The sequence below is a fragment of the Curtobacterium sp. 260 genome, from assembly GCF_030803485.1.
Lineage (GTDB): Bacteria > Actinomycetota > Actinomycetes > Actinomycetales > Microbacteriaceae > Curtobacterium.
In genome coordinates this window covers 52,350-76,792 of record NZ_JAURUY010000011.1, presented here as the reverse complement: position 1 = coordinate 76,792, position 24,443 = coordinate 52,350, and the positions used below count along the sequence as shown (strand labels likewise).

20 protein-coding genes are annotated in these 24,443 nt (G+C 72.6%); 12 read left to right on the top strand and 8 right to left on the bottom strand.

Annotated elements, in window-relative coordinates; translation table 11 throughout:
* The 3 genes from J2X59_RS12590 to rsmI form a co-directional block, all read right to left on the bottom strand.
* Positions 1-939, bottom strand: a complete 939-nt coding sequence (locus tag J2X59_RS12590) for a TatD family hydrolase (RefSeq protein ID WP_066655919.1) — start codon at positions 937-939, stop codon at positions 1-3.
* Entirely contained in the window at positions 936-2,516 is a 1,581-nt protein-coding gene (metG, locus tag J2X59_RS12585) for a methionine--tRNA ligase (protein ID WP_251154467.1), read from the bottom strand. The genes J2X59_RS12590 and metG overlap by 4 nt, the downstream gene beginning before the upstream one ends.
* Before the next feature lie 120 nt (positions 2,517-2,636).
* The gene (gene rsmI, locus J2X59_RS12580; protein ID WP_326496908.1) at positions 2,637-3,458 is read right to left on the bottom strand and encodes a 16S rRNA (cytidine(1402)-2'-O)-methyltransferase; all 822 of its coding nucleotides are present in this window, start codon (positions 3,456-3,458) and stop codon (positions 2,637-2,639) included.
* A gap of 53 nt (positions 3,459-3,511) precedes the next feature.
* Here rsmI and J2X59_RS12575 point away from each other — a divergent pair, with 53 nt between their 5' ends.
* A complete protein-coding gene (locus tag J2X59_RS12575) occupies positions 3,512-5,143 on the top strand; it encodes a dolichyl-phosphate-mannose--protein mannosyltransferase (RefSeq protein ID WP_326496907.1) in 1,632 nt (543 codons plus the stop codon).
* Positions 5,144-5,289: 146 nt separating this feature from the next.
* Here the strand turns inward: J2X59_RS12575 and J2X59_RS12570 are convergent, their stop codons facing one another.
* Positions 5,290-5,949 carry a TetR/AcrR family transcriptional regulator gene (locus tag J2X59_RS12570; protein WP_271826667.1) on the bottom strand — a complete coding sequence of 220 codons (660 nt, stop codon included), beginning with the start codon at positions 5,947-5,949 and terminating at the stop codon, positions 5,290-5,292.
* A gap of 163 nt (positions 5,950-6,112) precedes the next feature.
* On the opposite strand from J2X59_RS12570, the gene J2X59_RS12565 reads away from it, so the two are divergent.
* From J2X59_RS12565 to hrpA, 6 genes are all read left to right on the top strand, one after another.
* Entirely contained in the window at positions 6,113-7,696 is a 1,584-nt protein-coding gene (locus J2X59_RS12565) for an MFS transporter (protein ID WP_326496906.1), read from the top strand.
* Between the two features lie 264 nt (positions 7,697-7,960).
* Positions 7,961-8,821, top strand: a complete 861-nt coding sequence (locus J2X59_RS12560) for a sulfurtransferase (protein ID WP_326496905.1) — start codon at positions 7,961-7,963, stop codon at positions 8,819-8,821.
* A 99-nt stretch (positions 8,822-8,920) separates the two neighbouring features.
* Positions 8,921-9,988, top strand: a complete 1,068-nt coding sequence (locus tag J2X59_RS12555; protein ID WP_066655929.1) for an NAD-dependent epimerase/dehydratase family protein — start codon at positions 8,921-8,923, stop codon at positions 9,986-9,988.
* A gap of 4 nt (positions 9,989-9,992) precedes the next feature.
* The gene (locus J2X59_RS12550) at positions 9,993-10,523 is read left to right on the top strand and encodes an AAA family ATPase (RefSeq protein WP_326496904.1); all 531 of its coding nucleotides are present in this window, start codon (positions 9,993-9,995) and stop codon (positions 10,521-10,523) included.
* Positions 10,524-10,639: 116 nt separating this feature from the next.
* A complete protein-coding gene (locus tag J2X59_RS12545) occupies positions 10,640-12,469 on the top strand; it encodes a thioredoxin domain-containing protein (protein ID WP_326496903.1) in 1,830 nt (609 codons plus the stop codon).
* Positions 12,470-12,506: 37 nt separating this feature from the next.
* Positions 12,507-16,376 (top strand): ATP-dependent RNA helicase HrpA, encoded by a 3,870-nt coding sequence (gene hrpA, locus J2X59_RS12540; RefSeq protein ID WP_326496902.1) that lies wholly within the window; start codon positions 12,507-12,509, stop codon positions 16,374-16,376.
* 6 nt (positions 16,377-16,382) lie between these two features.
* On the opposite strand, the gene J2X59_RS12535 is transcribed toward hrpA, so the two are convergent.
* Together J2X59_RS12535 and J2X59_RS12530 are read right to left on the bottom strand one after the other, a co-directional pair.
* The gene (locus J2X59_RS12535; protein ID WP_326496901.1) at positions 16,383-16,958 is read right to left on the bottom strand and encodes a YbaK/EbsC family protein; all 576 of its coding nucleotides are present in this window, start codon (positions 16,956-16,958) and stop codon (positions 16,383-16,385) included.
* A gap of 43 nt (positions 16,959-17,001) precedes the next feature.
* The gene (locus J2X59_RS12530) at positions 17,002-17,673 is read right to left on the bottom strand and encodes a DUF2461 domain-containing protein (protein ID WP_326496900.1); all 672 of its coding nucleotides are present in this window, start codon (positions 17,671-17,673) and stop codon (positions 17,002-17,004) included.
* Positions 17,674-17,734: 61 nt separating this feature from the next.
* Between J2X59_RS12530 and J2X59_RS12525 the strand changes: the two genes are divergently transcribed.
* Both J2X59_RS12525 and J2X59_RS12520 read left to right on the top strand, forming a co-directional pair.
* Positions 17,735-18,385, top strand: a complete 651-nt coding sequence (locus tag J2X59_RS12525) for a CatA-like O-acetyltransferase (protein ID WP_209685540.1) — start codon at positions 17,735-17,737, stop codon at positions 18,383-18,385.
* Positions 18,386-18,461: 76 nt separating this feature from the next.
* Positions 18,462-18,935 (top strand): nucleoside deaminase, encoded by a 474-nt coding sequence (locus tag J2X59_RS12520; protein WP_209685539.1) that lies wholly within the window; start codon positions 18,462-18,464, stop codon positions 18,933-18,935.
* 149 nt (positions 18,936-19,084) lie between these two features.
* Here the strand turns inward: J2X59_RS12520 and J2X59_RS12515 are convergent, their stop codons facing one another.
* Both J2X59_RS12515 and J2X59_RS12510 read right to left on the bottom strand, forming a co-directional pair.
* Positions 19,085-19,810 (bottom strand): response regulator, encoded by a 726-nt coding sequence (locus J2X59_RS12515; RefSeq protein ID WP_235426364.1) that lies wholly within the window; start codon positions 19,808-19,810, stop codon positions 19,085-19,087.
* The gene (locus J2X59_RS12510) at positions 19,807-21,084 is read right to left on the bottom strand and encodes an ATP-binding protein (RefSeq protein WP_326496899.1); all 1,278 of its coding nucleotides are present in this window, start codon (positions 21,082-21,084) and stop codon (positions 19,807-19,809) included. The genes J2X59_RS12515 and J2X59_RS12510 overlap by 4 nt, the downstream gene beginning before the upstream one ends.
* Before the next feature lie 135 nt (positions 21,085-21,219).
* Here J2X59_RS12510 and J2X59_RS12505 point away from each other — a divergent pair, with 135 nt between their 5' ends.
* Genes J2X59_RS12505 through J2X59_RS12495 form a run of 3 tightly spaced genes read left to right on the top strand, consistent with a single transcriptional unit; the run spans position 21,220 to position 24,432 of the window.
* Positions 21,220-22,272: a tripartite tricarboxylate transporter substrate binding protein gene (locus J2X59_RS12505; RefSeq protein WP_326496898.1), complete on the top strand. Its 1,053-nt coding sequence runs from the start codon at positions 21,220-21,222 to the stop codon at positions 22,270-22,272.
* Positions 22,269-22,910, top strand: a complete 642-nt coding sequence (locus J2X59_RS12500; protein WP_326496897.1) for a tripartite tricarboxylate transporter TctB family protein — start codon at positions 22,269-22,271, stop codon at positions 22,908-22,910. Before J2X59_RS12505 ends, J2X59_RS12500 begins: the two co-directional genes overlap by 4 nt.
* A gap of 1 nt (position 22,911) precedes the next feature.
* Positions 22,912-24,432, top strand: a complete 1,521-nt coding sequence (locus J2X59_RS12495; protein WP_209685533.1) for a tripartite tricarboxylate transporter permease — start codon at positions 22,912-22,914, stop codon at positions 24,430-24,432.
* Positions 24,433-24,443 lie beyond the last annotated feature (11 nt).

Here is a 24,443-nt window from a genome sequence, read left to right as displayed (position 1 = left end):
CTACTGGTCCACCGTGACGGGCTCGGCGTCCCACGCACCGTAGACGAGCTCGGTCGTCGAGGCGATCTGCGCCGCGAGCATCGACGGGTCGGTACCGAGGGTCTCGGCCATCGACCGGAGCGTGAGCGGGATCAGGTACGGCGCGTTCGGCCGCCCGCGGTACGGCGTCGGCGTGAGGAACGGGGCGTCCGTCTCGATCATGACCAGGTGCCGCGGCGCGACCTGCAGGGCGTCTCGGAGCGACTGGGCGTTCTTGAACGTGACGGTTCCGGCGAAGGACATGTACCAGCCGCGCTCGGCGCAGAGCCGGGCGAGGTCGGGACCGCCGGAGAAGCAGTGGAAGACGGTCTTCTCGGGAGCGCCGACGCGGTCGAGCACCTCGACCACGGCCTCGTGCGCGTCACGGTCGTGGATCGTCAGCGCGAGGTCGTGCTCCTTCGCGATGCGGATGTGCTCCTCGAACGAGCGGACCTGTGCCGCGCGGCCGTCCTCGCCGGTGCGGAAGAAGTCGAGACCGGTCTCGCCGATCGCCCGGACGCGGGGCAGCGCCGCGAGCCGCTCGATGCCGGCGAGGTGCTCGTCGAGCAGCCCCTGCTCGTCGAGCACGGGCGCCTCGTTCGGGTGCAGCGCGACGGCGGCGAGCACACGGGGCTCACGCGCGGCGATCTGCGCCGACCACTCCGACGTCGCCAGGTCGGTGCCGACCTGCACGACGCCGCGGACCCCGACGCTCGACGCACGGTCGAGGTGCTCGCGGTAGTCGAGCGGACCGTCGCCGCCCTCGCCGACGCCGTCGGCGATCTCCATGTGCGTGTGGTTGTCGTACACCGGCACCACGAGCGCCTGCGGCAGCGGTGGGTAGCTCAGGTCGCGCTTCGAGCCGCCGGACGCCCCCTCGCCACGCGCCCGGACGTGCGAGCCGTCCGCCGCGTCGGTCACGCTGCGCCCTGCTCGGGCTGCTGCTCGATGCGCGGGAACAGGCCGGACCCGAGCGGCACGACGGTTGCGGCGCCCTGCCACTCGTAGGCGCGGTCAACGCGCTGCTCGGTCACCGATCCGCCGGCACCGATCGACGCCCAGAGCTTCTCCGTTGCCTTCGGCATCACCGGGGACACGAGGACGTTCACGGTGCCGAGGCCGCGGAGCGCCGTCGCGAGGACGGTGCCGAGACGCTCGCGCGCCGACTCGTCCTTCGCCAGCGCCCAGGGCTCCTGCTCGGTGATGTACCCGTTCAGCGCGTCGACGAGCTCCCACACGGCGGCGATCGCCTCGTGCGGCGCGAAGGCCTCGACCGCGGCGTCCGCACGCTCGGTGACGGACACCGCGAGCGCGTCGATCGCCTCGTCCGACGGGGTCAGCTCGCCGCGCGACGGCACGGCACCGTCGAAGTACTTCTGCAGCATCGCGACGAGACGCGAGGCAAGGTTGCCGAAGCCGTTGGCGAGGTCGGCCGAGTACCGGGCGGAGATGTCCTCCCAGCTGAAGTTGCCGTCCTGCCCGAAGGTGATCGCGCGGAGGAAGTAGTAGCGGAAGGCATCCGAGCCGAAGGTGTCGGTGATCTCCGACGGCGCGATGCCGGTGAGCTTCGACTTCGACATCTTCTCGCCGCCGACGAGCAGCCAGCCGTGACCGAACACACGCTCCGGCACGGGGAGGCCCGCCGCCATGAGCATGGCGGGCCAGATCACCGCGTGGAAGCGGGCGATGTCCTTGCCCACGACGTGCACGCTCGGCCAGAGGCGCTGGAACGCCTCGTCGTCGTCCGACCCGTAGCCGAGGGCGGTGACGTAGTTGAGCAGGGCGTCGAACCACACGTAGAGCACGTGGTCGTGGTCCCAGGGGATCGTGATGCCCCAGTCGAAGCTCGAGCGCGAGATCGACAGGTCGCGCAGGCCCTGCTTCACGAAGGAGACGATCTCGTTGCGGACGCTCTCGGGCTGGATGAACTGCGGGTTCGACTCGTACAGGTCGAGCAGGCGCTGCTCGAAGTCGCTCATGCGGAAGAAGTAGTTGCGCTCGGCGAGGACCTCGACGGGGATCGAGTGGATCGCGCAGACCTGCTGGCCCTCGTAGGGACCGGTGCCGGGCACGAGGTCGCTCGGCTGCTTGTACTCCTCGCACCCGACGCAGTAGAAGCCCTCGAACTCGCCGGCGTAGATGTAGCCGTCGTCGTACAGCTTCTGCAGGAACGCGGTCACGCCGCGCTCGTGCCGTTCGTCGGTCGTGCGGATGAAGTCGTCGTTCGCCACGTCGACCGTGTCGAGCAGCGGCTTCCACGCGTCGGTGACGAGCCGGTCGGCCCACTCCTTCGGGGACACGTCGTTCGCGCTGGCGGTCCGGAGGATCTTCTGGCCGTGCTCGTCGGTCCCCGTGAGCAGCCAGGCGTCGTCGCCCCGCTGCCGGTGCCACCGTGCCATGAAGTCCGCGGCGACCTCGGTGTAGGCGTGCCCGATGTGGGGCACGTCGTTCACGTAGAAGATCGGCGTGGTGATGCTGAACGAGGACCCGTCGGACATGCGGACCATCCTACGGGCGGGCCGGAGCCGCGTGACGCGCCCCGCGCGCCGCCTGTGGAGAACCGGACGGGAGGCGGGTGGCGGGCCCGCCCCGCGCCTCCAGACCGACGGTGGTCGGCCCTACCGCGCGGCGAGCGCGCCCTCGTACAGGTCGCGCTTCGACAGGCCGGTCGCGTCCGCGACCGCCGCGGCGGCCTCCTTCATGCGCGACCCGGCGGCGACCCGCTCGAGCACGAGCCGCACACCGTCCTCGATGCTCGTCACGTCGAGCGCGCCGGTCGAGCCCTCGACGACCACGCAGATCTCACCGCGCACCCCGTCGGCGGCCCAGGCGGCGAGCGCGGCGAGCGAGTCGCGGCGGACCTCCTCGTGCAGCTTCGTGAGCTCGCGGCACACGACCGCGCGGCGGTCGTCCCCGAACCCCGCGGCCATGTCGGCGAGCGTGTCGGCGAGCCGGTGCGGTGACTCGAAGAACACCATCGTCCGCTGCTCACCGGCCAGGGACGCGAAGAGACGACGGCGCTCCCCCGCCTTGCGGGTCGGGAAGCCCTCGAAGCTGAACCGGTCGGTCGGCAGGCCCGACACGGCGAGCGCCATGAGCACCGCGGACGGCCCGGGCAGGGCGGTGACGGTCACCCCGGCGGCCGCCGCGGCCTCCACGAGGGGGAAGCCCGGGTCGCTGATCGCGGGCATGCCCGCGTCGGTGAGGACCACCACGTCCTCGTCGCGGGCGAGCTCGACCACCTCGGCGGCCTTCGCGCGCTCGTTGTGCTCGTGGAGGGCGATCAGGCGCGGGCGGTTCTCGATGCCGAGCGCACGCATCAGGTGGATCGCGGTCCGGGTGTCCTCGGCGGCCACCACGCTCGCGTTCGAGAGGGTCTCGACGAGACGACGAGACGCGTCGCCGAGGTTGCCGATGGGCGTTGCTGCGAGGACGATCACCTCCCCATTCTGGTGCCAGGTCCGCCGTGGCGGCGATCCGTAGGATGCAGGCGATGACCAGCGAGCTGACCGACGACCGCACCGCCCTCGTCGACGGACCGGCCGGCTCCCGCCTCGACGACTGGTGGGGTCGGGTCCTCTCGACGTCGCGGCGGGTCGCCGTGTGGCGCTGGACGGGTCCGATCGCGGTGACGCTGCTGGCGGCCGTGCTCCGTCTGGTGGGACTCGGACACCCGCACTCGCTCGTGTTCGACGAGACGTACTACGTCAAGGACGGCTGGTCGATCGTGCACCTCGGCTACGAGGGCACCTGGCCGGCGAACTCCTCCGACGACGGCGCCCCGACGACCGACCAGCGCTTCGCGGACGGCGAGACCGACCTGTACTCGAGGGCGGCGGAGTTCATCGCGCACCCGCCGCTCGGGAAGTACCTGATCGGCCTCGGGATGCTGCTGTTCGGCGCCGACAGCTCGTTCGGGTGGCGGTTCACGGTCGCCGTGCTCGGCACCGCGACCGTGTTCCTGACCGCGGTCATCGCCCGCTCGCTGTTCCGCTCGACCGCGATCGGGACGCTCGCCGGCTTCCTGCTCGCGATCGACGGGCAGGCGATCGTGCTGTCGCGCGTGACGCTGCTCGACGGCATCCTGACGTTCTTCGTCGTGCTCGGCGCGGGTGCGCTGCTGCTCGACCGGAGGTGGACGCAGCGGCGGCTCGACGACTGGGTCCACCGCCGCGTGGACGGCGGCGGCGACACGCTCTGGGGGCCGGTGCTGGTCCGGCGGCCGTGGCTCGTCGCGATGGGCGTCGCCCTCGGTCTGGCGTCCGCTACGAAGTGGTCCGGCCTCTACTTCCTGGCGTTCTTCGCCCTGTACTCCGTGCTGAGCGACATGGTGATGCGCCGCCGGGCGGGCGTGACGTTCTGGTCCTCGAGCGCCTTCCTGCAGCAGGCGCCGGTGACGTTCCTGCTCACCGTGCCGGTCGCTGCCGTGACCTACCTGGCGTCGTGGACGGGGTGGTTCCGGACCTCCGGTGGGTGGGACCGGAACTGGATCGCCTCCGGCGGCGAGCGGTGGACGGGACTGCTCGCGTGGGTGCCGGACCCGCTGCAGAACTGGTGGCACTACCAGTCGGAGATCTACGGCTTCAACATCGGCCTGCACACCCCGCACTCGTACCAGGCGAACCCGCTGCTGTGGCTCGTCATGCAGCGCCCCACGTCGATGTACTACGTCGGGACGAACCGCGGCCAGGACGGCTGCTGGGCGGACCGCTGCGGCGAGGCGATCACCGGCATCGCGAACCCGTTCGTCTGGTACGCCTCGGTGATCGCGGCGGTCGCGCTGCTCGTGCTCTTCGTGCTGCGGCGCCGGTGGGAGTACGGCTTCGTGCTCATCGGTGTCGCGGGCGGGTACCTGCCCTGGCTGCTGTACACCGACCGCACGGTGTTCCAGTTCTACACGGTGGCGTTCGAGCCGTTCCTCGTCATGGCCCTGGCTGCGGCGATCGGACTCGTCGCCGGCTCTCGGACCGACCCGCGGCCGCGGCGGACCCGGGCGTTGGTCTGGGTCGGCGTGTACCTCGGTGTCGTCGTGCTCGCGTCGGCGTACTGGTACCCGATGTGGACCGGCTTGCAGATGCCGTGGGACTTCGTCCGGTCGCACTACTGGTTGCCGAGCTGGCTGTAGCGGTGCTGCCGAGCTGGCTGGAGCGGTCCGGCCCTGGGGACGCGACCGCGCGGGACGCCGGTGACTGCCGACCCGCTGTCGGCCTGGAGGCGCGGTGCCCGGCCGCCACGAGCCTCCCGCCCGGCGCATACCGCGTCAGGCGACCGTCAGGGCTGGCCGTGCAGGGCGCGCTCGATGGCGGCGCGGTCGAGCGGGGCGCCGACCATGGGGTCGGTGGTGCCGCCGGGCAGCACGCCCTCGAGCACGACCTCAGCGTAGCGGCGCCAGGCGTCGGGGTCGTGGGCGCGTGTGGCGTCCGCGACGGCGCCGACCATCGTGGTGAGCATCGGGAGGTCGGCGTAGCTGAACCCGGCCCGCACCACCCCGGACGCCGCCGCTCGCTCGATGATGGTCGCGACCTGGCGCTCGAGCCGGTCCCGCTCGTGCACGATCGACGGCCGCGCCTTCCCCGCGCGGACGATGGCGTCCGCCAGGGCACGGTCGCGCGCGCGGAACTCGAACACGCCCGTCAGGTAGACACGGAGGGCCTCGCGCGGATCGGTCTCCTGCGCGGCTCGGGCGGCGGCGGCGTTCATCGCCTCGAACTTGGTGGCGAGCAACGCCTCGATCAGGGCGTCCTTGTCGGCGAACCGGCGGTAGACGGTGCCGACGCCGACCCCGGCCTCGTGCGCGATGTCGTTCAACGTGACCGACAGGCCCCGCTCGGCGAAGCACCGGCGCGCGGTCTGCAGGATCAGCTCGCGGTTGCGCGCGGCGTCGGCGCGCAGGGGGCGCTCGAGGTCGTGCGCGGTGTCGGTGGTGCTCACGACGTCGACGGTAGTTGACGATTCTGGGAACAAACGGATGCGGTGGCTCCGTTTCGGTCTACACTCGACACAAACGGATGCACCACATCCGGTTTCCACCTCCTCGCGAAGCGCTCGACGGCGCGTGCTCCGCCACCTCCACCCTTCTCCGAAGGAGGCTGCCGTGACGGCAGAACAGACCGTGCCGACCCCGACCGGGTCGGCACCGACGACGACCGGCCGTGCTGCCGGCACCACGACCGGCTCCGGCTCCGGCTTCGGCTCCGGCTCCGACAGGCCGAACCACCGCTGGATCGCGCTGGCGGTCATCGCCCTCGCCCAGCTCATGGTCGTGCTCGACGCGACCATCGTGAACATCGCCCTCCCCTCGGCGCAGGCCGATCTCGGCTTCGGCACCGACCAGCGGCAGTGGATCGTCACCGCGTACTCGCTCGCGTTCGGCTCCCTGCTCCTGCTCGGCGGTCGCCTCGGTGACCTGTTCGGCCGGAAGACCACCTTCATCGTCGGCCTGGTCGGGTTCGCCCTGGCCTCGGTACTCGGTGGTCTCGCCGACTCGTTCGGCCTGCTCGTCGCCGCCCGCGCACTGCAGGGCGTCTTCGGTGCCCTGCTCGCCCCCTCGGCGCTCGGCATGCTCACCACGACCTTCCGCGATCCGAAGGAACGCGGCCGGGCGTTCGGCATCTTCGGGTCCATCGCCGGCTCAGGTGCGGCGATCGGCCTGCTGCTCGGCGGCGTGCTCACCGAGTACGCGTCCTGGCGCTGGTGCCTCTACGTCAACGTCGTGTTCGCGGTCCTCGGGGTCATCGGTGCGCTCGTGTTCATGGCGAAGCCACCGAAGGTCGAGCGTCCCCGCATCGACGTGGCCGGTGTGCTGACGATCACCGCGGGTCTGGTCGGCATCGTCTACGGCTTCTCGAACGCCGAGTCGAACGGCTGGGACGCCCCGCTCACCATCGTCATGCTCGCCGCGGGCGTCCTGCTCGTCGCCGCGTTCGTGGTCATCGAGACCCGCGTCGCGCACCCGCTCCTGCCGCTGCGCGTCGTGCTCGACCGCGACCGCGGCGGCGCCTTCATCGCGATCGGCCTCGTGGCGATCGGCATGTTCGGCATCTTCCTGTTCCTGACGTACTACCTCGAGCAGACCCTCGGCTTCAGTTCGCTGCAGACCGGTCTGGCGTTCCTGCCGATGCCGCTGTCGATCATGGTGTCGGCGACGCAGATCGGCGGGCGGCTGCTCCCCCGCGTCGGCCCGAAGGTCCTGATCTTCGCGGGCGGACTCGTCGCGGCGACCGGGCTCCTGCTGCTGCTCCGCACCGACGTCGACAGCACCTACGCGGGCACCGTCCTGCCGGCGCTGATCGTCATCGGTCTCGGCATGGGCACGATCTTCTCGTCTGCGATGAACACCGCGACGACCGGTGTCGCACGGGCGGACGCCGGCGTGGCCTCGGCGACGGTCAACACGATGCAGCAGATCGGCGGCTCGATCGGCACCGCCCTGCTCTCGACGATCTTCGCCGACGTCGTGAAGGACAGCCTGTCGGGCCTCTCGGCAGCACCGACGAAGCTGCAGCAGGCCCAGGCGGTGATCGACGGGTACCACGTCGCCTTCGGCATCTCGGCCGGGGTGCTCGTGCTCGTCGCCCTCGCCGGCGGCCTGCTCATCAACCGGCAGTCGGTGCGACTCGCGAAGCTCGAGCGCGCGGCGTCGGCGACCACGGGCAGCATCCCGGCAGCGGCGCACTAGCCGCCCCGCCCCGCTACCCGAGCCGCTCCGCTCCGCGCCCGGTCCGCCCCCGGTCCGCCCTGCCCTGCTCTGCCCCCGCTCTGCGACATCCCACGCGTCGATCGACGCGTGGGATGTCGCGTCCCCGGGGCTGGCCGAAGGAACGACCGACCTCGGCCGTTCCGGTGCGCACGGATTCGGCACACCCCGTGGTCGGGACGGCGGCGTTGCGCACTGTGTCGGTCCTCCTGCGGCACATCAGTGGCCCCGGTTACCCTGAGCGCCATGGCCCCCGTCCTGACCTCGCCGCTCGTGTCGACGCAGTGGCTCGCCGACCACATCGGTGCCGACGATCTCGTCGTCCTCGATGCCTCGGTGCACACCACCGGGGTCGGCACGGCGATGCGCTGGCAGGCCGCCCGCGACGCGTACGAGCAGCACGGGCACGTACCGGGCGCCCGGTACGCCGACCTGGTCGACGACTTCTCGACGCCCGACGCGGACGTGCCCTTCACCCGCCCGACGGCGGAGCGTTTCGAGTCCGCCGCGAGTGGACTGGGCGTGACCAACGGCTCGACCGTGGTGGTCTACGACGACAGCGTCGGTGAGTGGGCGGCACGGCTCTGGTGGATCTTCCGCGCGTTCGGCTTCGACGACGTCGCGGTGCTCGACGGTGGGTTCACCAAGTGGCGGGACGAGGGACGGCCCGTCCGCGTCGGACCGCTCCGTGGCAGCACCCCGTCGCCGTCCGCCGAGCCGTTCCTGGCCGGCGAGGAACGCCCCGTGTGGGCCGACCACGACCGTGTCCTGCGCGCCGTCCGCGGCGAGGAGCCCGCGGCGGTCGTCCTGGCGGCTCCCCCGTCGGCGCTGGGATCCGACCACCCCGGCGTGGTCCCCGGCAGCACGGCGATCACCACGGACGACGTGGTCGACCCCGACACCAACACCCTCCGCCGCGGCCCGGCACTCGCCGAGGTGTTCGCGCCGGTGCTCGACGCCGACGAGATCGTGACGTACTGCGGCGTCGGCAGCGCGGCCTGCGTCGACGCGCTCGCCCTGACGGTGCTCGGGCACGACCAGGTGAAGGTCTACGACGGCTCGCTCGCCGAGTGGTGGCGCCTCGAGCCGGAGCTGCTCGCGTCCTGACGCCACAACGTCGGCCACGCCGACCGCGCTGGCCGGGCCGACCGGGCTGGCCGGGCTGGCCGGGCGTCCGGGCCGTCCCCGCGGCACTAGCGTTGGCGCATGAGCACCAGACGCGCGGTCGTCCTCGGCGGTACCGGCGGGATCGGGTCGGCGGTGGTCCGAGACCTCCTCGACGTCTCCGGCCGCGGTGGCGACGACTGGCAGATCGACGTCGTGGCACGACACGGTGGTCCCGCAGCCGATGCGCTGACGGCAGCCGGCGCCTCCTTCGTGGCCGGTGACCGCCGCGACACGAGCGTGCTCCGCGAACTCCTGCGTCCCGGCGCCGACCTGCTCGTCGACACCGTGGGCGCGACCCGTGACGACGCCCTGCAGCTGCGACCGTTCCTCGACGACGTCGGCTCGACGGTGTTCGTGTCCTCGAAGGCGGTCTACGTCGACGACCGAGGGCGCCACGCGAACTCGGTCGGACGGCCGGTGTTCGGCGGCGCGGTCACGGAGCTCCAGCCGACCGTCGTCGCGGGCGACGGCGACCCGACCTCGCGCGAGGGCTACGGCGCCGCGAAGGTTGCCGCCGAACAGGTCCTGCTCGACCACGGCGCTCCCGTCACCGTGCTGCGCCCCTCGAAGGTGTACGGCGTCGGGATCGGCCGCCCCCGGGAGTGGTTCGTGGTGCGTCGCGCGCTCGACGGCCGGGAGCGGATCCTGCTCGCGGACCACGGACGCGGGGTCGACCACACGACGGCGGCGAGCGGGATCGCTTCGCTCGTGCGCCTCGTCGCCGACGCTCCGGACCGCCGGATCCTCAACGTGGCCGACGAGACCGCGCCCGACGTGCTGGAGATCGTGCGGACCGTGGCCGGGCTCGTCGACCACCGCTTCGACGAGGTCCTGCTCGACGAGGACGCCCCCGCCTTCGTCGGGACGACCCCGTGGAGCTCGCCGTCGCCGTTCGTCCTCGACACGACGGCGGCACGGGCGCTCGGCTGGCAGCCCCCGCGGTACGCCGAGGCGGTGCGGCCCGAGGTTGACTGGCTGCTCGAGACCGCGCACGCCGTGCCGGCCGGCGGCGACGTCCCCTGGGCGGAGGACCCGTTCTGGGAGCGGATGTTCGACTACGGCCCGGAGGACGCCGCCCTCGTGCTGCTCTCGCTCGGCAGGGGCTGAGCCGGTGCCCCGCTCGGAGGTCCTGTTCGTCGGCGGGCGTTCGGGCGTCGGCAAGTCGACCGCGGCCGAGGCGCTCCACGACCTGCTGGTGGCTGCCGACGTCCCGCACGCGGTCATCGAGGGCGACCTCCTGGACCTCGCGCACCCGGCTCCGCACGTGGCGCACCCCGCCGTCCGGCTCGCCGAGCGGAACCTGCGCGCGATGTGGGCGGCGTACCGCGAGCTCGGGCACCACCGGCTCGTCTTCACGAACACCGTGTCCGTGCTCGAGCACGAGCGGCTCGCCGCCGCGATGGGCGACGACCCGCTCGTCACCGCGGTCCTGCTCCGCGCCTCCGACGCCACCACCGCCGCGCGTCTGGCCCGGCGGGCGGGCGGCACGGTCCCGCATGCGCAGCTCGCCCACAGCACGGCGACGGCCGGGAGGCTCGACTCGGCCGTCGCGGACACGGTCGCCCGGGTGGACACCGACGGCAGGTCCCCGCTCGTGATCGCGCGACGGCTCGCGTCGCTCACGGGCTGGCTGCCCGGCTGACCGCCGGCCCGGGCACGGTGTCCCGGACTCCATGGCCTGCGCCTGTGGACGAGCGACCTGTCCACCGGCCGCCGGATCGTCAGCACCGTCCAGCGCCCGCGGGGCAGGCTGGACGCATGAACGACAACCGGCTCGGAACGTCCGTCAGCCCGTACCTCCGTCTGCACGCCGACAACCCGGTGGACTGGCGGGAGTGGGGACCCGACGCGTTCGCCGAGGCACGGGAGCGCGACGTCCCGGTGCTCGTCTCGGTCGGGTACGCCACGTGCCACTGGTGTCACGTCATGGCGCGCGAGAGCTTCTCCGACCCCGAGATCGGCGAGCTGCTCCGTCGCGACTTCGTCGCCGTCAAGGTCGACCGAGAAGAGCGTCCCGACGTGGACGCCAGCCTCATGGCCTCCGCGAGCGCCTTCACGCAGCAGCTCGGGTGGCCGCTGACCGCGTTCACGACGCCCGAGGGGCGGGTGTTCTTCGCGGGGACCTACTACCCGCCGACCCCGGTCGGCCAGGTCGGGTCGTTCCGCCAGGTCCTCACGGCGGTGCTCGATGCCTGGACCCAGCGGCGGCACGAGGTGGACGCGAACGCGAGCGCGATCGCCGCGGCGATCGCGCAGGGGGCGCAGGCGGACGCCACCGCCCAGGGTGGCGAGCCGTCCGACGCAGACACGCCGCGCCTCCCGTCCGTCGACGCGATCCGCTCCGTGACCGCGCAGCTCGTCTCGGCGGAGGACACCACGTACGGCGGCTTCGGCGGTGCACCGAAGTTCCCGAGCGCGCCGCTCCTCGAGTTCCTCTCCGACGTCGCGGCCGACGGTGACGCCGCCGCACGCGGGTTGCTCGAGCGGAGCCTCCGGGCGATCCGGACGACCGAGCTGACGGACGCCGACGGCGGCGTGTTCCGGTACGCGACCAAGCGCGACTGGAGCGTGCCGCACTACGAACGGATGCTCTACGACAACGCGGGGCTGCTCGCGGTCGCCGGGGCCGAGCAGGCACGGGGCATCGCCGACTTCCTGCGCGACACGCTGCAACGGCCCGACGGCGCCTTCGTCGCGGCGCAGGACAGCGAGTCGACCATCGACGGGCGACGCGTCGAGGGCGACTGGTACCGGCTGCCACTCGACGAGCGCGGACAGTTCGACCCACCGCCCCTCGACGACCAGGTGCTGACGGGGTGGAACGGCCTCGCGATCCGCGGGCTCGCGCGTGCTGCGGCCCGGAGCGGTGACGACGAGTGCACCGCCCTCGCGCAGGGTGCCGCCGACGCGGTCCTGGCCGCCCACGTGCGCGACGGACACGTGGTGGTCCGGTCGAGCACCGCCCACGGCACGTCCGCGGCGCCTCCCACGATCGAGGATGTCGGACTGCTCGCCGAGGGGCTGCTCGAGCTCGCGCTGCTCACCGGCGAGGTCCGGTACGCCGAGACGGCACGCGCGCTCGTCGACGACGGCCTCGCCGGTCGCTTCGAGGCTGATCCGGTCCTGCGGGCAGCCGGCACGACGACGGGTGAGCAGCCGCAGACGGCACTGCGGTCCGGCACCGTCGCACTGGCGGCGACCGCGGCGACACTGGCCGCACTCACCGGTGACCGGGCACTCCGGGACGCCGCGACGCGGCTCGTCGCCGACCGTGCACGCACCGGTACCGAGCGGCCGCTCGGCCACGCCGACGCCCTCGGGGTCGCGCTCGCCCTGCAGCGTCCCTCGCGTGAGGTCGTCGTCGTGTCCGGCCGCGACGACCCGATGCGGTGGACCGGCCTCGCCGCCCGCCGGCCGGGCACCGTGGTCGCGACCGTGACCCCGGACCAGGCGCGGGCGTGGGCCGCCGCCGGGTTCTCGCTGTTCGCCGGGCGGGACAGCGCAGCACCAGCCGCCTACGTCTGCCACGACCACGTCTGTGCGTTGCCGGCCCGGAGCGACGCCGCGCTCGCCGAGCAGCTCCGCTGACGACAGCCGCCGCACGGACCGCTATCCTGGAATGCTCATGTCTGCCACGCCCGTCATCACGTACCCGCCCGAACTGCCGGTGTCGCAGCGGCGGGACGACATCGCCGCCGCGATCCGTGACCACCAGGTCGTCATCGTCGCCGGTGCCACGGGCTCGGGCAAGACGACGCAGCTGCCGAAGATCTGCCTGGAGCTCGGCCGCGAGTCGATCGGGCACACCCAGCCCCGCCGGATCGCCGCCCGCACCATCGCCGAGCGCGTGTCCGAGGAGCTCGGCAGCGAGCTGGGCGACCTGGTCGGCTACCAGGTGCGGTTCACCGACAAGGTGAGCGGGAACACCCGGATCAAGCTCATGACCGACGGGATCCTCCTCAACGAGATCCACTTCGACCGTGACCTGGAGCGCTACGACACGATCATCATCGACGAGGCCCACGAGCGCTCGCTGACGATCGACTTCCTGCTCGGGTACCTGAAGCGGCTGCTCCCCCGGCGCCCCGACCTCAAGGTCATCATCACGAGTGCGACGATCGACCCGGAGTCGTTCTCGCAGCACTTCGGCGGCGCACCGATCATCGAGGTGTCCGGCCGGACGTACCCGGTCGAGATCCGCTACCGGCCGCTCGTCGCCGACGACGCCGCGGACGGTGACACCGGTGCGGACGAGGGCGACGACACCGACCCACGGACCGACGACAGCGGTGGCCGCGGTGGGAGCGCGGACGACCGCGACGTGCTCCAGGGCATCACCGACGCGCTCGACGAACTCGCGCGCGAGGACCCGGGCGACGTCCTCGTGTTCCTGTCGGGCGAGAACGAGATCCGTGACGCGCAGGAGGCGATCGAGGGCAAGCGCTACCCGGGCACCGAGGTCCTGCCGCTCTACGGCCGACTCTCCGCCGCCGACCAGCACCGCGTGTTCGAGCGCCGGACCACCCCGGGTGTCCGTCGCCGCGTCGTCCTCGCCACGAACGTGGCGGAGACCTCCCTGACGGTGCCGGGCATCAAGTACGTGATCGACACCGGCACCGCCCGCATCTCCCGGTACTCCCCGCGGGCGAAGGTGCAGCGGCTGCCGATCGAGGCGATCAGCCAGGCGAGCGCGAACCAGCGCTCCGGACGCGCGGGTCGCACCAGCGCCGGCATCGCGGTCCGGCTCTACTCCGAGGACGACTTCACGCGCCGTCCGGAGTTCACCGACCCCGAGATCCTCCGCACGAACCTCGCGGCGGTCATCCTGCAGATGATCTCCCTCGGCTTCGGCGACATCGAACGCTTCCCGTTCCTGCAGCCGCCGGACTCCCGGGGCGTCAAGGACGGCCTCGACCTGCTGCGGGAGCTCCGCGCGGTCGACCGCGACGGCCGGATCACCAAGTCGGGCCGACAGCTCACCCGGTTGCCGATCGACCCGCGGCTCGGCCGGATGGTGCTCGAGGCCGGTCGCCAGGGCGTCGGGCGCGAGGTCATCGCGATCGTCAGCGCCCTGAGCATCCAGGACCCACGTGAACGACCGCTCGAGAAGCGTGCCCACGCCGACCAGCTGCACGCCCGGTTCGCCGATCCGACGAGCGACTTCCTCACCCTGCTCAACCTCTGGAACCACATCGAGGACAAGCAGGAGGAGCTGTCGTCGAGCGCGTTCCGTCGCCTGTGCAAGGCCGAGTTCCTCAACTACTTGCGGATCCGCGAGTGGCAGGACCTGTACCGGCAGCTGTCCCGCGCCGCGAAGCAGGTCGACGTGCGGGTGGGCCAGTCGCGCTCCGAGGACGGCGACGCGGTGCACCGTTCGCTGCTCGCCGGGCTCCTCAGCCAGATCGGGCTGCGGGACAAGGAGAAGCGCGACTACCTCGGCGCGCGCAACGTCCGGTTCGTGGTGTTCCCGGGCAGCGTCCTCGCGAAGAAGCAGCCCGACGCCGTGATGGCCGCCGAGCTCGTCGAGACGAGTCGCCTGTTCGCCCGGACCGTCGGCCGGATCGACCCCGCGTGGGTGGAGCCGCTCGCCGGTGACCTGCTCAAGCGCACCTACGGCGAGCCGCACTGGGAGAAGAAGCAGGGCGCGGTCGTGGCGTACGAGCGCGTGACGCTGTTCGGTGTCCCGATCGTGCAGCGTCGCGGCGTGCAGTACGGGCGCGTCGACCCCGAGCACTCGCGCGAGCTGTTCATCCGCCACGCTCTCGTCGAGGGCGAGTGGGACGCGCAGCAGGCCTTCGACCGCGCGAACCGGAAGCTCCGCCGCGAGCTCGAGCAGCTCGAGGAGCGCACCCGCCGTCGCGACATCCTGTTCGACGACGAGCGTGTGTACGAGTTCTACGACGCACGGATCCCTGCGGACGTCGCCACCACGCGCGACTTCGAGGGGTGGTGGCGGACGACCCGTCGTGAGCAGCCGGACCTGCTCACGATGCGGCGGCAGGACCTGCTCGACGAGGACGCCGCCGAGGCCGCCCAGGACGAGCAGGAGTACCCGACGCAGTGGCGTTCCGGTGACCAGCGCCTGGCGATCAAGTACCGCTTCGAGCCGGGCGCGCAGGACGACGGCGTCAGCGTGCAGGTGCCGCTCGCGCTGCTCCCCCGCATGCGCGAGGAGGGCTTCGACTGGCAGGTCCGTGGCCTGCGGAAGGAGCTCGTCACCGCACTCATCAAGTCGCTGCCGAAGCAGATCCGGAAGAACGTCGTCCCCGCTGCCGACTGGGCCGAGAAGATCGTCGCCGAACTACCCGACGACGCTCCGACCGAGCCGACGGAGTCCTTCCGCGCGACCCTCGCCGCGGCGATCCAGCGGATGACGTACGTGCCGGTGACCGAGGCCGACTTCGACCTGTCCCGGGTGCCGGCGCACCTGCTGCCCACCTGGGCGGTCGTCGACGAGCGCGGCCGTCGGGTCGAGTCCGGCAAGGACCTCGCGGCCCTGCAGACGAAGCTGAAGGACCGGACGCAGCAGAGCGTCGCCTCCGCGACGGCGAGGGCAGCGGCCCGGCCGGGAGGCGCGGCGCGCGTCGCCGGGGCCTCCTCCGGCACGCAGGTGGAACGCTCCGGCCTCACCGCCTGGCCGTCCGACGACCTGCCGCAGGTCCTCGACACGAAGCAGGCCGGTGGCGTGATCCGTGCCTACCCGTCGCTGGTCGAGGAGGGCGACGGCCCCAAGGCGACGGTCGGTGTCCGCCTCCTGGCGACGCCCGGTGACCGCACTGTGAACATGCCCGCCGGCGTCCGTCGGCTCGTCATGCACGCCGTGCCCTCGCCGGTGTCGTACGTGCAGTCGCACCTCACGGCGCAGGAGAAGCTCGCGCTGGCCGCGAGCCCGTACGCGTCGACCGCGGCGCTGTTCGACGACGTGCTGGCCGCCGTCGTGGACGCGGGCATCCGACGCACCCACCCCGACGGCCTGGTCTTCTCGAAGGCCGACTTCGAGACGGTCCGCGATGCCGTGTCCGCCACCGTCGTCGACACGATGTTCACCGCCGTGTCCGAGGTCGCCGCCGTGCTCACCGCGCAGCGGGCGGCCGACAAGGCGATGAAGCAGGCGAACTCGATGGCGCTCCTGCCGGCGCTGACCGACATGCGCCAGCAGGTGGAGCGCCTGGTCTTCCCGGGCTTCGTCGCCGTCGCCGGGCTCGACCGGCTCCGGCGGATCCGGGTGTACCTGCGGGGTGTCGAGGCCCGCGTGCAGAAGCTCCTGCAGAACCCCGGCCGTGACGCCACGTGGATGCGCGAGGTCACGGTCGCCACCGACCGCTACACCGACGCCGGTGGCGTGTTCCCGCCGTCGGTCGGGGCCCACGCCGAGCTCGTGCACGCACGGTGGATGCTCGAGGAGTTCCGCCTCAGCCTGTTCGCCCAGGAGCTCGGCACCGCCGAGACGGTCTCGCTGCAGCGGATCACGAAGACCCTGGCAGCCGCCCGCTGACGGGGCTCAGCCGACGCCCGTGGCGTCGGGGGCGTCGGGGGCCTGGTCCGCGAGGGCCAGCCCCTCGACCACGGTGACGTTCGGCAGCGCCGCCAGGGTCCGCCCGGGCAGGAACACCTTCGCCCCGCGGAGCCCGGCGCCGACGACGACCTCCGGAGCACCGAGCACGCGGGCATCGACGTACACCGGCCAGTCCGCGGGCAACCCGATCGGGGTGATCCCGCCGTACTCCATGCCGGTCAGCTCGACCGCCTGGTCCATCGGCGCGAAGCTCGCCTTGCGGACGTCCAGCAGCTTCTTCACGACCCGGTTCACGTCGAGCTTCGTCGACGCGAGCACCACGCACGCCGCGTGGCGGACCTCGTCGCCGCGCTTCCCCGCGACGACGATGCAGTTCGCGCCGCCCTCGAGCGGGTAGCCGTACGCCTCGGAGAACGCTGCGGTGTCAGCGAGGGCCGGGTCGATCGGCGCCGCCTGGATCGTCGACAGCAGGTCGCTCGGCAGTGCGACGAGCGCCTGGGCGACGGGGATCGCGAGGAACCCGGTGGCGACGAGGGCAGGGGAACGATCGAGCGTCGGCATGCCCCGAGCCTAGGGAGCAGCCGACGGACGGGCGATCAGGCGGTCAGGCGCGCTCGTCGATCGACCGGGCTCCCGGCACGGGCGGCGCCGGGTCGTCCGAAGCCTCCGGGTCGTCCGCCCGTGCCCACTTCACCGTCCACCGGACCAGCGGCTGCACGCGGTCCCACGCCGCGGTGATGTCGTCGAGGGAGCTCTCCAGCGGCAGGTGCACGAGCGCCGCGTAGTGCTGCATCCGGAGCAGGTCGATCCGCGGGTGGTCCACGTCGTACCCGCGCGGGGCGGTCTTCAGCGGCGGTCCGGCCAGCTCGTACCCGGCACCGGTCAGTTCGTCGAGCTCACGCTGCAGCGCGGCCGCGGCCTGCGGGTGCTCGTCGATGGTGGTGCGCGCTGCCCGCAGCTGTGCGCGGGACGGTTCGTAGAGTCCACCGCCGACCTGCAACCCGTCCGCTCCGGCACTGAGGTACGTGCCGCCCGCGGTGAGACCGGTGTCCTCGCGGTAGGGCCGCTCGTCCGGCGTGAAGCGCAGGTCGCGGTGCTGCCGGAGCACCCGTCCGGCACCGTAGCGGTGCTCGGCCTCGTGCAGGAGCGCCTCCATCGGCTCCTGCACGTGCCGTTCCCAGTCGTCGCGGTGCTCCTCGAACCACGACTTCTCGTTGTGCGCGGCGAGCCCGCGGAAGAACGTCGCGAGCGCTGGTGAGAACGGCGTCGAGGGCATGCACCACTGAACCGCCGTCCGGTGCACGCGCGTCGGGAGTCCGGGGGACGAGACTGGCCGGGTGGACCGACTCCGACCGATCGACCTCGACCAGTGGCCCCGCGCCGAGCACTTCGCGCACTACCGGCGGGAGCCCTGTGCGTGGGAGATGACCGTGGAGGTCGACGTCACCGCCTTCGTCGACGCCGCCCGAGCCGCCGGCGCGAAGACGTACCCGTCGCAGATCTGGGTGCTCGCGACGGTCGTGAACCGGCACGACGAGTTCCGGATGCAGCTCACCGAGGAGGGCCGGCCCGCGGTGTGGGACGTGGTGCACCCGACCTTCACGGTCTTCCACCCCGACACCGAGACCTTCTCGGTGCTCGTCACCGAGTACGACCCCGACGCACGGGCGTTCCACGACGCCGTGGTCGCCACGACCGAGCGGTACCGCGACGACCACCGCATGTTCCCGCAGGGCACCGGTCGCACCGACCTCTTCGACGTCTCGACGCTCCCCCGCACGTCGTTCACCGGCTTCGCGCTGCACCTGACGGGCGCCGAGGACCACCTGGCGCCCGTGATCACGCTCGGGCGCTACCGACAGGTGGACGGACGCACCCGCATGCCGATGGCGCTCCGGATCAACCACGCGGCGGTGGACGGCTTCCACGCCTCGCGCTTCGTCACCGAGGTCGAGGAGCTCTTCGCCGACCCGTCCTGGCTCGGTTGACCAGCACCGCGATCCGATCGTCCCCGTCCCCCGGACGCACACCCGACGAGCACCGGCCGAGAGCACCGTGGCCGGCATGCACGACGACGAACTCACCGCCCTCGCGGTCTCTCGCGCCCTCGACAACGTCCACGACGGTGGCAAGCCCTTCGCCTGCCTGATCGTCCGCGACGGCGAGGTCGTGGTCGAGGCCGTCAACCACGTCGCCCAGACCGGCGACCCGACCGCGCACGCCGAGATCCGCGCGATCCGCGCCGCCGCCGAGCAGGGCATCACCGACCTCACCGGCCACGAGGTGTTCGTCACCGCGTACCCGTGCCCGATGTGCCTCGGCGCGCTGTACTACGCCCAGCCGGACCGCGTGGTCTTCGCCGCGACGCGGGAGCAGGAGGGCGAGCACTACGAGGACGGCAACCGCCTGATGACGCTCGCCACCTTCTACGACGAGTACGCGAAGCCCGTCGCGGAGCGCGCCCTGCCGAGCGAGCAGGGCCGGGTCGACGACCCGACGGCCCCGTTCCGCGAGTGGACCGCCCGCCACCCGTCCTGACCGGACGCCCGCCCGCCACGGATGGGACCGTACGACGGGTCGTCACCACGCGACGCGCGTGACCCGGTGACGGAGGGGAGGCCCGTGGCGACGCCGCCACGGGCCTCCCGTCCGTCACGGATCGCGACCCGGCTGCCGTGGCCGGGCCTTCAGGGAGCCGGCGTCAGCCGGTAGAGCACCTGCGGGCGGCCTCGACGGCCGTACCGGTGCGCCAGGTCGATGGCGCCCGTCGCGACGAGGTGGTCGAGGTACCGGCGGGCGGTGGCCCGCGAGGTGCCCGTCGCTGCCGCGACCTCGTCGACCGAGCGTGCGACCACGGGGTCGAGCGCCGTCACGACCCGACCGAGCGTGGTGGCGCTGACGCCCTTCGGGAGGGCGTCCTCGGGCGCTCGCGTCGCCGTGCGGTCGGGTCCGACCACGCGCACCGATCCGGTGGCGAGCAGCCGGTCGACGTCGCCCTGCCCCATCGGGACGTCGCGCTGCGCGTCCTCGCGGGACCGACGTTCGGCCGCGTAGGCGCGGAGTCGGTCCTGCAGGGCCTCGCGGTCGAACGGCTTCAGCAGGTACCCGACCGGGTGCGCGGCGAGCGCCTGCCGGACGGTGACCTGGTCGCGGGACGAGCTGACGACCAGCACGTCGGTGTCGTCGACGCCGGCGACGTGCATGCGGTGCAGGACCTCGATGCCGCTGATGTCGGGCAGGCGCATGTCGAGCAGCACGAGGTCGACCCCGCGCTCCACGGATGCCAGCGCGGCGCCACCGGACGCGACCGCCCCGACGACGGCGAACCCCTCGGTCGCGGCCACCCACCGGGTGTGGAGTGCGCGAGCGCCGGCGTCGTCGTCGACCACGAGCACGCGGAGCGCCGCCGTCACGACCCCGCCGCCATCTCGACGTCGAGCCGGGCACCGCCGAGCGCTGCCGACCGTCCGACGACCACGGATCCGCCGCGGTCGGTGGCGGTGCGTCGGACGAGTGCCAGGCCGATGCCGCGCCCGAGGCCGCTCTCGTCGGTCTTCGACGACCACCCGCGGGTCAGCACGCGGTGCGCGTCGGCCGGGTCGATGCCCGGTCCGTCGTCCTCGACCGTCACCGTCACACGCCCGTCATGCGAGCCGATGGTGCAGCTGACGGTGGCCGCCCCGGCCTCGGCGGCGTTCCGGCACAGGTTGGCGAGGACGAGCAGCACCGCGTCGTCGAGCACGACGTCGTCGGCGATCCGCAGGTCGAGCGTGGTCCCGGCCACGGCGAGCTCCGAGCGCACCGCCGCGACCGACGCCGTCGCCACCGCACCGCGGCGCGGCGACCCGGCACCGCCGCCGCTGGTCAGCCCGGGTGCCACGGCGTCGATGTAGGCCATCGCGTCCTCGTCGTCCCCCTGTTCGACCAGTCCGCGCACCACGTGCAGACGGGTGCCGAACTCGTGTGCCTGCTCGCGCAGCGCCTCGGTCGTCCACCGGACCTGCCGGCTCTCCGCGTCGACCGCGTCGGCCCGGCGGAGCCGTCGGGCGATCACGAGTGAGAGGAGCACGCTCGCGAGCGTCGCCGCGACGAGCGCACCGGTGCTCCACGGGAGCAGGGTGCCGAGTGCCCGTTCCCGGTCCGCCGCGATGGTGGACTCGAGCACGCCGACCGCCACGACGCCGACGACCTCGCCGTCCGCGTCGACGACGGGCACCTTCGCACGCAGGGTCGTCCCGGTCGGGCCGGTCTCGGTGCCGACGAACTCCGCACCGCGGAGCACGGGCGCGATCGTCGTCTCGACGGGCTCACCGCGTTCCGCCGGGTCCGGGTGGGTGATCCGCACGCCGTCGTCGTCGGTGACCACGACGTACGAGACGCCGGCGGCACCCTCGACGAGCGTCGCGATCGGTTGCAGTGCCGCGGTGGCGGAGGCGAGGTCGTCGGCGTCGGCGAGCGCCCCGGGTGCGCCCCGGTCGGCGACCGACGCCACCGCGTCCCGCACCTCGGGCAGGTCGGCCAGGCTCGACGCGACGCCGGACACCTGGTCGACCACGGACGTGCGGATGGCGCGCTCCTGCACCACGGCCGCGACCCCGGTCGTGACACCCGTCGCCGCGAGCACGATGACGCTCGGCAGCGCGAGCACCGCGGTCCGCCGCAACCGCCCGAGACGAGCCCTGGTCACCGTGGCGTCCCCCTTCGGCCGCGACGCCGTGAGCGTCAATGAGCACATCTCCGCCGCCGGGTGCTCGCCCGGTCGGCGGCTGCCATCGTACTTCTCGACCTGCGACACGACGACGTGCGCAGGAGGGAGCCAGCAATGCCAGAGCAACCAGTGCAGCCGGAGCAACCAGTGCCGGAGCAGCCGACGACGGGGACGCCGGGTCCGTTGCGTGCCCGTCGCCCCGTCGCACGCGTGGTCGGGACAGCCGTCGCCGCGGTGTCCATCGCGGTCGCGGCCTTCGGCTCGGTGACGTCGGCAGCGGCCGGAGGTGACCCGACCCGGTCGGTGACCCTCGTGGCGCCGGCGGCGGCCGGCGGCGGTTGGGACGGCGTCGCACGGTCCATGCAGCAGGCGCAGCGCGCGAACGGCATCGTCAACTCGGTCCAGGTGGTCAACATGCCCGGCGCCGGTGGCACCATCGCGCTCGGGAACGTCGCTCGGCTCGCCGGACAGACGGACACGCTGCTCGTCGGCGGGACGGGACTCCTCGCGGCCGAGATCCAGTTCGGTTCCGCGGTCACCCACGACGACATCACGCCGCTCGCGGTCACCGTCGAGGAGTACGACGTCATCGTCGTCCCTGGCGACTCGCCGTACGAGACGCTCGACGACCTCGTCAGCGCCTGGCGCGAGCGACCCGGCTCGGTGCCGTGGACGGGCGGCGGCTCGTTCGACCAGCTCGTCGTCACCGACCTCGCCGTCTCGGCCGGGATCGACCCGAAGGACACGAACTACATCCCGTCGGACGGCGGTGGCGAGGCCATCCAGGCGCTCCTCAACGGCACGGCGGCGGCGGCCTCGGGCGGGTACCCGGACAACATCGACCAGATCGAGTCCGGTCGTCTGCGCGCACTCGCGCTCGTCGCGGCGGAGCCGGTCGAGGGCATCGACATCCCCACGGCGGTCGAGCAGGGGCACGACGTCACGCTGACGAACTGGCGCGAGATCGCCGCACCGGGCGGACTCGACGACGAGCAGCGGGCGCAGCTCACCGACATCGTGCTGGACACGCTCGACACCCCCGAGTGGGCGGACGCCATGGAGCGGTACCACTGGACCGAGCGGATCATCACGGGTGACGAGCTCGACGCGTTCATCGACGAGGAGCGCGAGCGCATCACCGGGCTGTACGAGGAGCTGGGCCGATGACCCGTCCGAGCAACCCCACGTCGTCCTCCGTGGTCGTCGGACAGCGGCTCACGCTGCGGGCCGACCCCGGCCGCGTCGCCGCGGTGGCGAAGGAGCTGACCACCCCGGCGCTCTTCACCGCCTTCGCGGTCTACCTCGTCGTCGGCATCGTCACGATGGAGGTCCCCGAGGGCACCGCGTTCCCCGGGCCCGCGGTGTTCCCCGGCATCGTCGCCGCCGCGCTCCTGCTGCTGGCCGCCCTGCTGGTCGTCCGGTCCGTCCGGGCTGCACGCGGCCGACGGGTCGGGACCGACGGCACACCGTCGGAGGCCCGCACCGACGCCGCCGTCCGCGCCGACACGCACACCGCCGACACTGGAACGACCGGCACCTCGGTCGAGCAGCGCTCGGTCCGCGTCGACTGGCGCTCCCTGGCCTGGGTGGTCCTGTCCTTCGCCGCCTTCGCCCTGCTGCTCGGCGTGCTCGGGTGGATCGTCGGTGCCGGACTGCTCTTCCTCGGTGTCGCGAAGGGGCTCGGCGCCCCGGGGTGGCTGCGTCCGCTCGTCGTCGGGCTGACGGTGAGCGCGATCAGCTACATCGCCTTCGACATGCTGCTCGACCTGTCGCTGCCCTCGGGCATCGTCGGATGGGAGTTCTGACGTGGACGTGCTCGGTCTCCTCGGTGACGGCTTCGCCGGCGCCCTGACCCCCGCCAACCTGCTCTGGGTCGTCGTCGGGTGCCTCCTCGGCACCGCGGTCGGCGTCCTCCCCGGCCTCGGTTCGTCGATGGCGGTGGCGCTGCTGCTGCCCGTGACGTTCTCGCTCGACCCGACCGCGGCGTTCATCATGTTCGCCGGCGTCTACTTCGGCGGGCTCTTCGGTGACTCCACCATGGGCATCCTGATGAACACGCCGGGCCAGGCCTCGGCCATCGCCTCGACGTTCGAGGGCCACAAGATGGCGCTGAACGGACGAGCGGCCCAGGCACTCGCGACGGCCGCGATCGGCGCGTTCGTCGGCGGCATGATCGCCTCGGTCCTGGTCGTGTTCCTCGCACCGGCGCTCGCGTCGTTCTCGTCGAGCTTCGGACCCGCTGAGTTCTTCGCCCTGGCACTCTTCGCGTTCGTCACGACGTCGTCGGTCGTCACCGACGACGCACTGAAGGGCCTCGGCTCGCTGTGCCTCGGCCTCGGCATCGCGGTGATCGGCGTCGACGGCATCTCGGGTGCGCCGCGCTTCACGATGGGCGTGCCCGAGCTCTTCGACGGCATCTCGCTCGTCACGGTGACGGTCGCGGTCCTCGCGCTCGGCGAGGTCATCTACGTCGCGTGCCTGGCCCGACACCTGAAGGACGGCCGGATGGTGCAGGCGACCGGACGCCCGTGGCTCTCGAAGCGGGAACTGCGCGAGGCGGCGCCCGCCTGGCTGCGGGGCACCGCGATCGGGCTGCCCTTCGGCGTCGTGCCCGCCGGCGGGTCGGAGATCCCGACCTTCCTGGCGTTCGGGCTCGAGAAGCGTCTCGACGCCCGCCGGAAGGACCCGCAGTTCGGCACGGGTGCGATCCGCGGCCTGGCGGCACCCGAGGCCGCCGGCAACTCCACGACCGGCATGGCGATGGGCGCGCTGCTGTCCCTCGGCCTGCCGGTGTCGGCGACCGCCGCGATCATGCTCGCCGCGTTCCGCCAGTACGGCCTGCAGCCGGGTCCGCTGCTCTTCGACCGGTCCCCCGACCTGGTCTGGGCGCTGCTGGCCTCGTTCTTCATCGCGATGGTGGTGCTGCTCGTCATCAACCTCCCGTTCGCGATGCTGTGGGCGAAGCTGCTCCGGATCCCGCGGGCGTACCTCTACGCGGGCATCGCCGTCTTCTGCGGGCTCGGCATCTACGCGACGAGCGGTTCGGTCTTCGACCTGCTCATGCTGCTCGGCATCGGCCTCGTCGGGTTCCTCATGCGGGCCCTCGACATCCCGCTCGCACCGCTCATCATCGGGATGGTGCTCGGTCCGCTCGCCGAGACGAGCCTGCGGGACGCGGCGCTGAGCGCCGACGGGGACTTCTCGGTGCTGGTGGCCGGCCCCATCCCGATCGTGCTCTACGCGGTGCTGGCGGTCGTGGTCGCGGTCACGGTGACCGGCCGCGTCCGCGCACGCCGTGCGGCACGACGCGAGCTGGTCGACGCGTAGCCACGACCGAG

What these genes read in the sequence shown, in the direction of transcription:
- J2X59_RS12530 (WP_326496900.1), bottom strand. Translation starts at nt 17,673, where the DNA reads ATGCCCTCGACGCCGTTCTCACCAGCGCTCGCGACGTTCTTCCGCGGG.
- J2X59_RS12500 (WP_326496897.1), top strand. Translation starts at nt 22,269, where the DNA reads ATGACCCGTCCGAGCAACCCCACGTCGTCCTCCGTGGTCGTCGGACAG.
- metG (WP_251154467.1), bottom strand. Translation starts at nt 2,516, where the DNA reads ATGTCCGACGGGTCCTCGTTCAGCATCACCACGCCGATCTTCTACGTG.
- J2X59_RS12535 (WP_326496901.1), bottom strand. Translation starts at nt 16,958, where the DNA reads ATGCCGACGCTCGATCGTTCCCCTGCCCTCGTCGCCACCGGGTTCCTC.
- J2X59_RS12520 (WP_209685539.1), top strand. Translation starts at nt 18,462, where the DNA reads ATGCACGACGACGAACTCACCGCCCTCGCGGTCTCTCGCGCCCTCGAC.
- J2X59_RS12555 (WP_066655929.1), top strand. Translation starts at nt 8,921, where the DNA reads ATGAGCACCAGACGCGCGGTCGTCCTCGGCGGTACCGGCGGGATCGGG.
- J2X59_RS12575 (WP_326496907.1), top strand. Translation starts at nt 3,512, where the DNA reads ATGACCAGCGAGCTGACCGACGACCGCACCGCCCTCGTCGACGGACCG.
- J2X59_RS12505 (WP_326496898.1), top strand. Translation starts at nt 21,220, where the DNA reads ATGCCAGAGCAACCAGTGCAGCCGGAGCAACCAGTGCCGGAGCAGCCG.
- hrpA (WP_326496902.1), top strand. Translation starts at nt 12,507, where the DNA reads ATGTCTGCCACGCCCGTCATCACGTACCCGCCCGAACTGCCGGTGTCG.
- J2X59_RS12560 (WP_326496905.1), top strand. Translation starts at nt 7,961, where the DNA reads ATGGCCCCCGTCCTGACCTCGCCGCTCGTGTCGACGCAGTGGCTCGCC.
- J2X59_RS12545 (WP_326496903.1), top strand. Translation starts at nt 10,640, where the DNA reads ATGAACGACAACCGGCTCGGAACGTCCGTCAGCCCGTACCTCCGTCTG.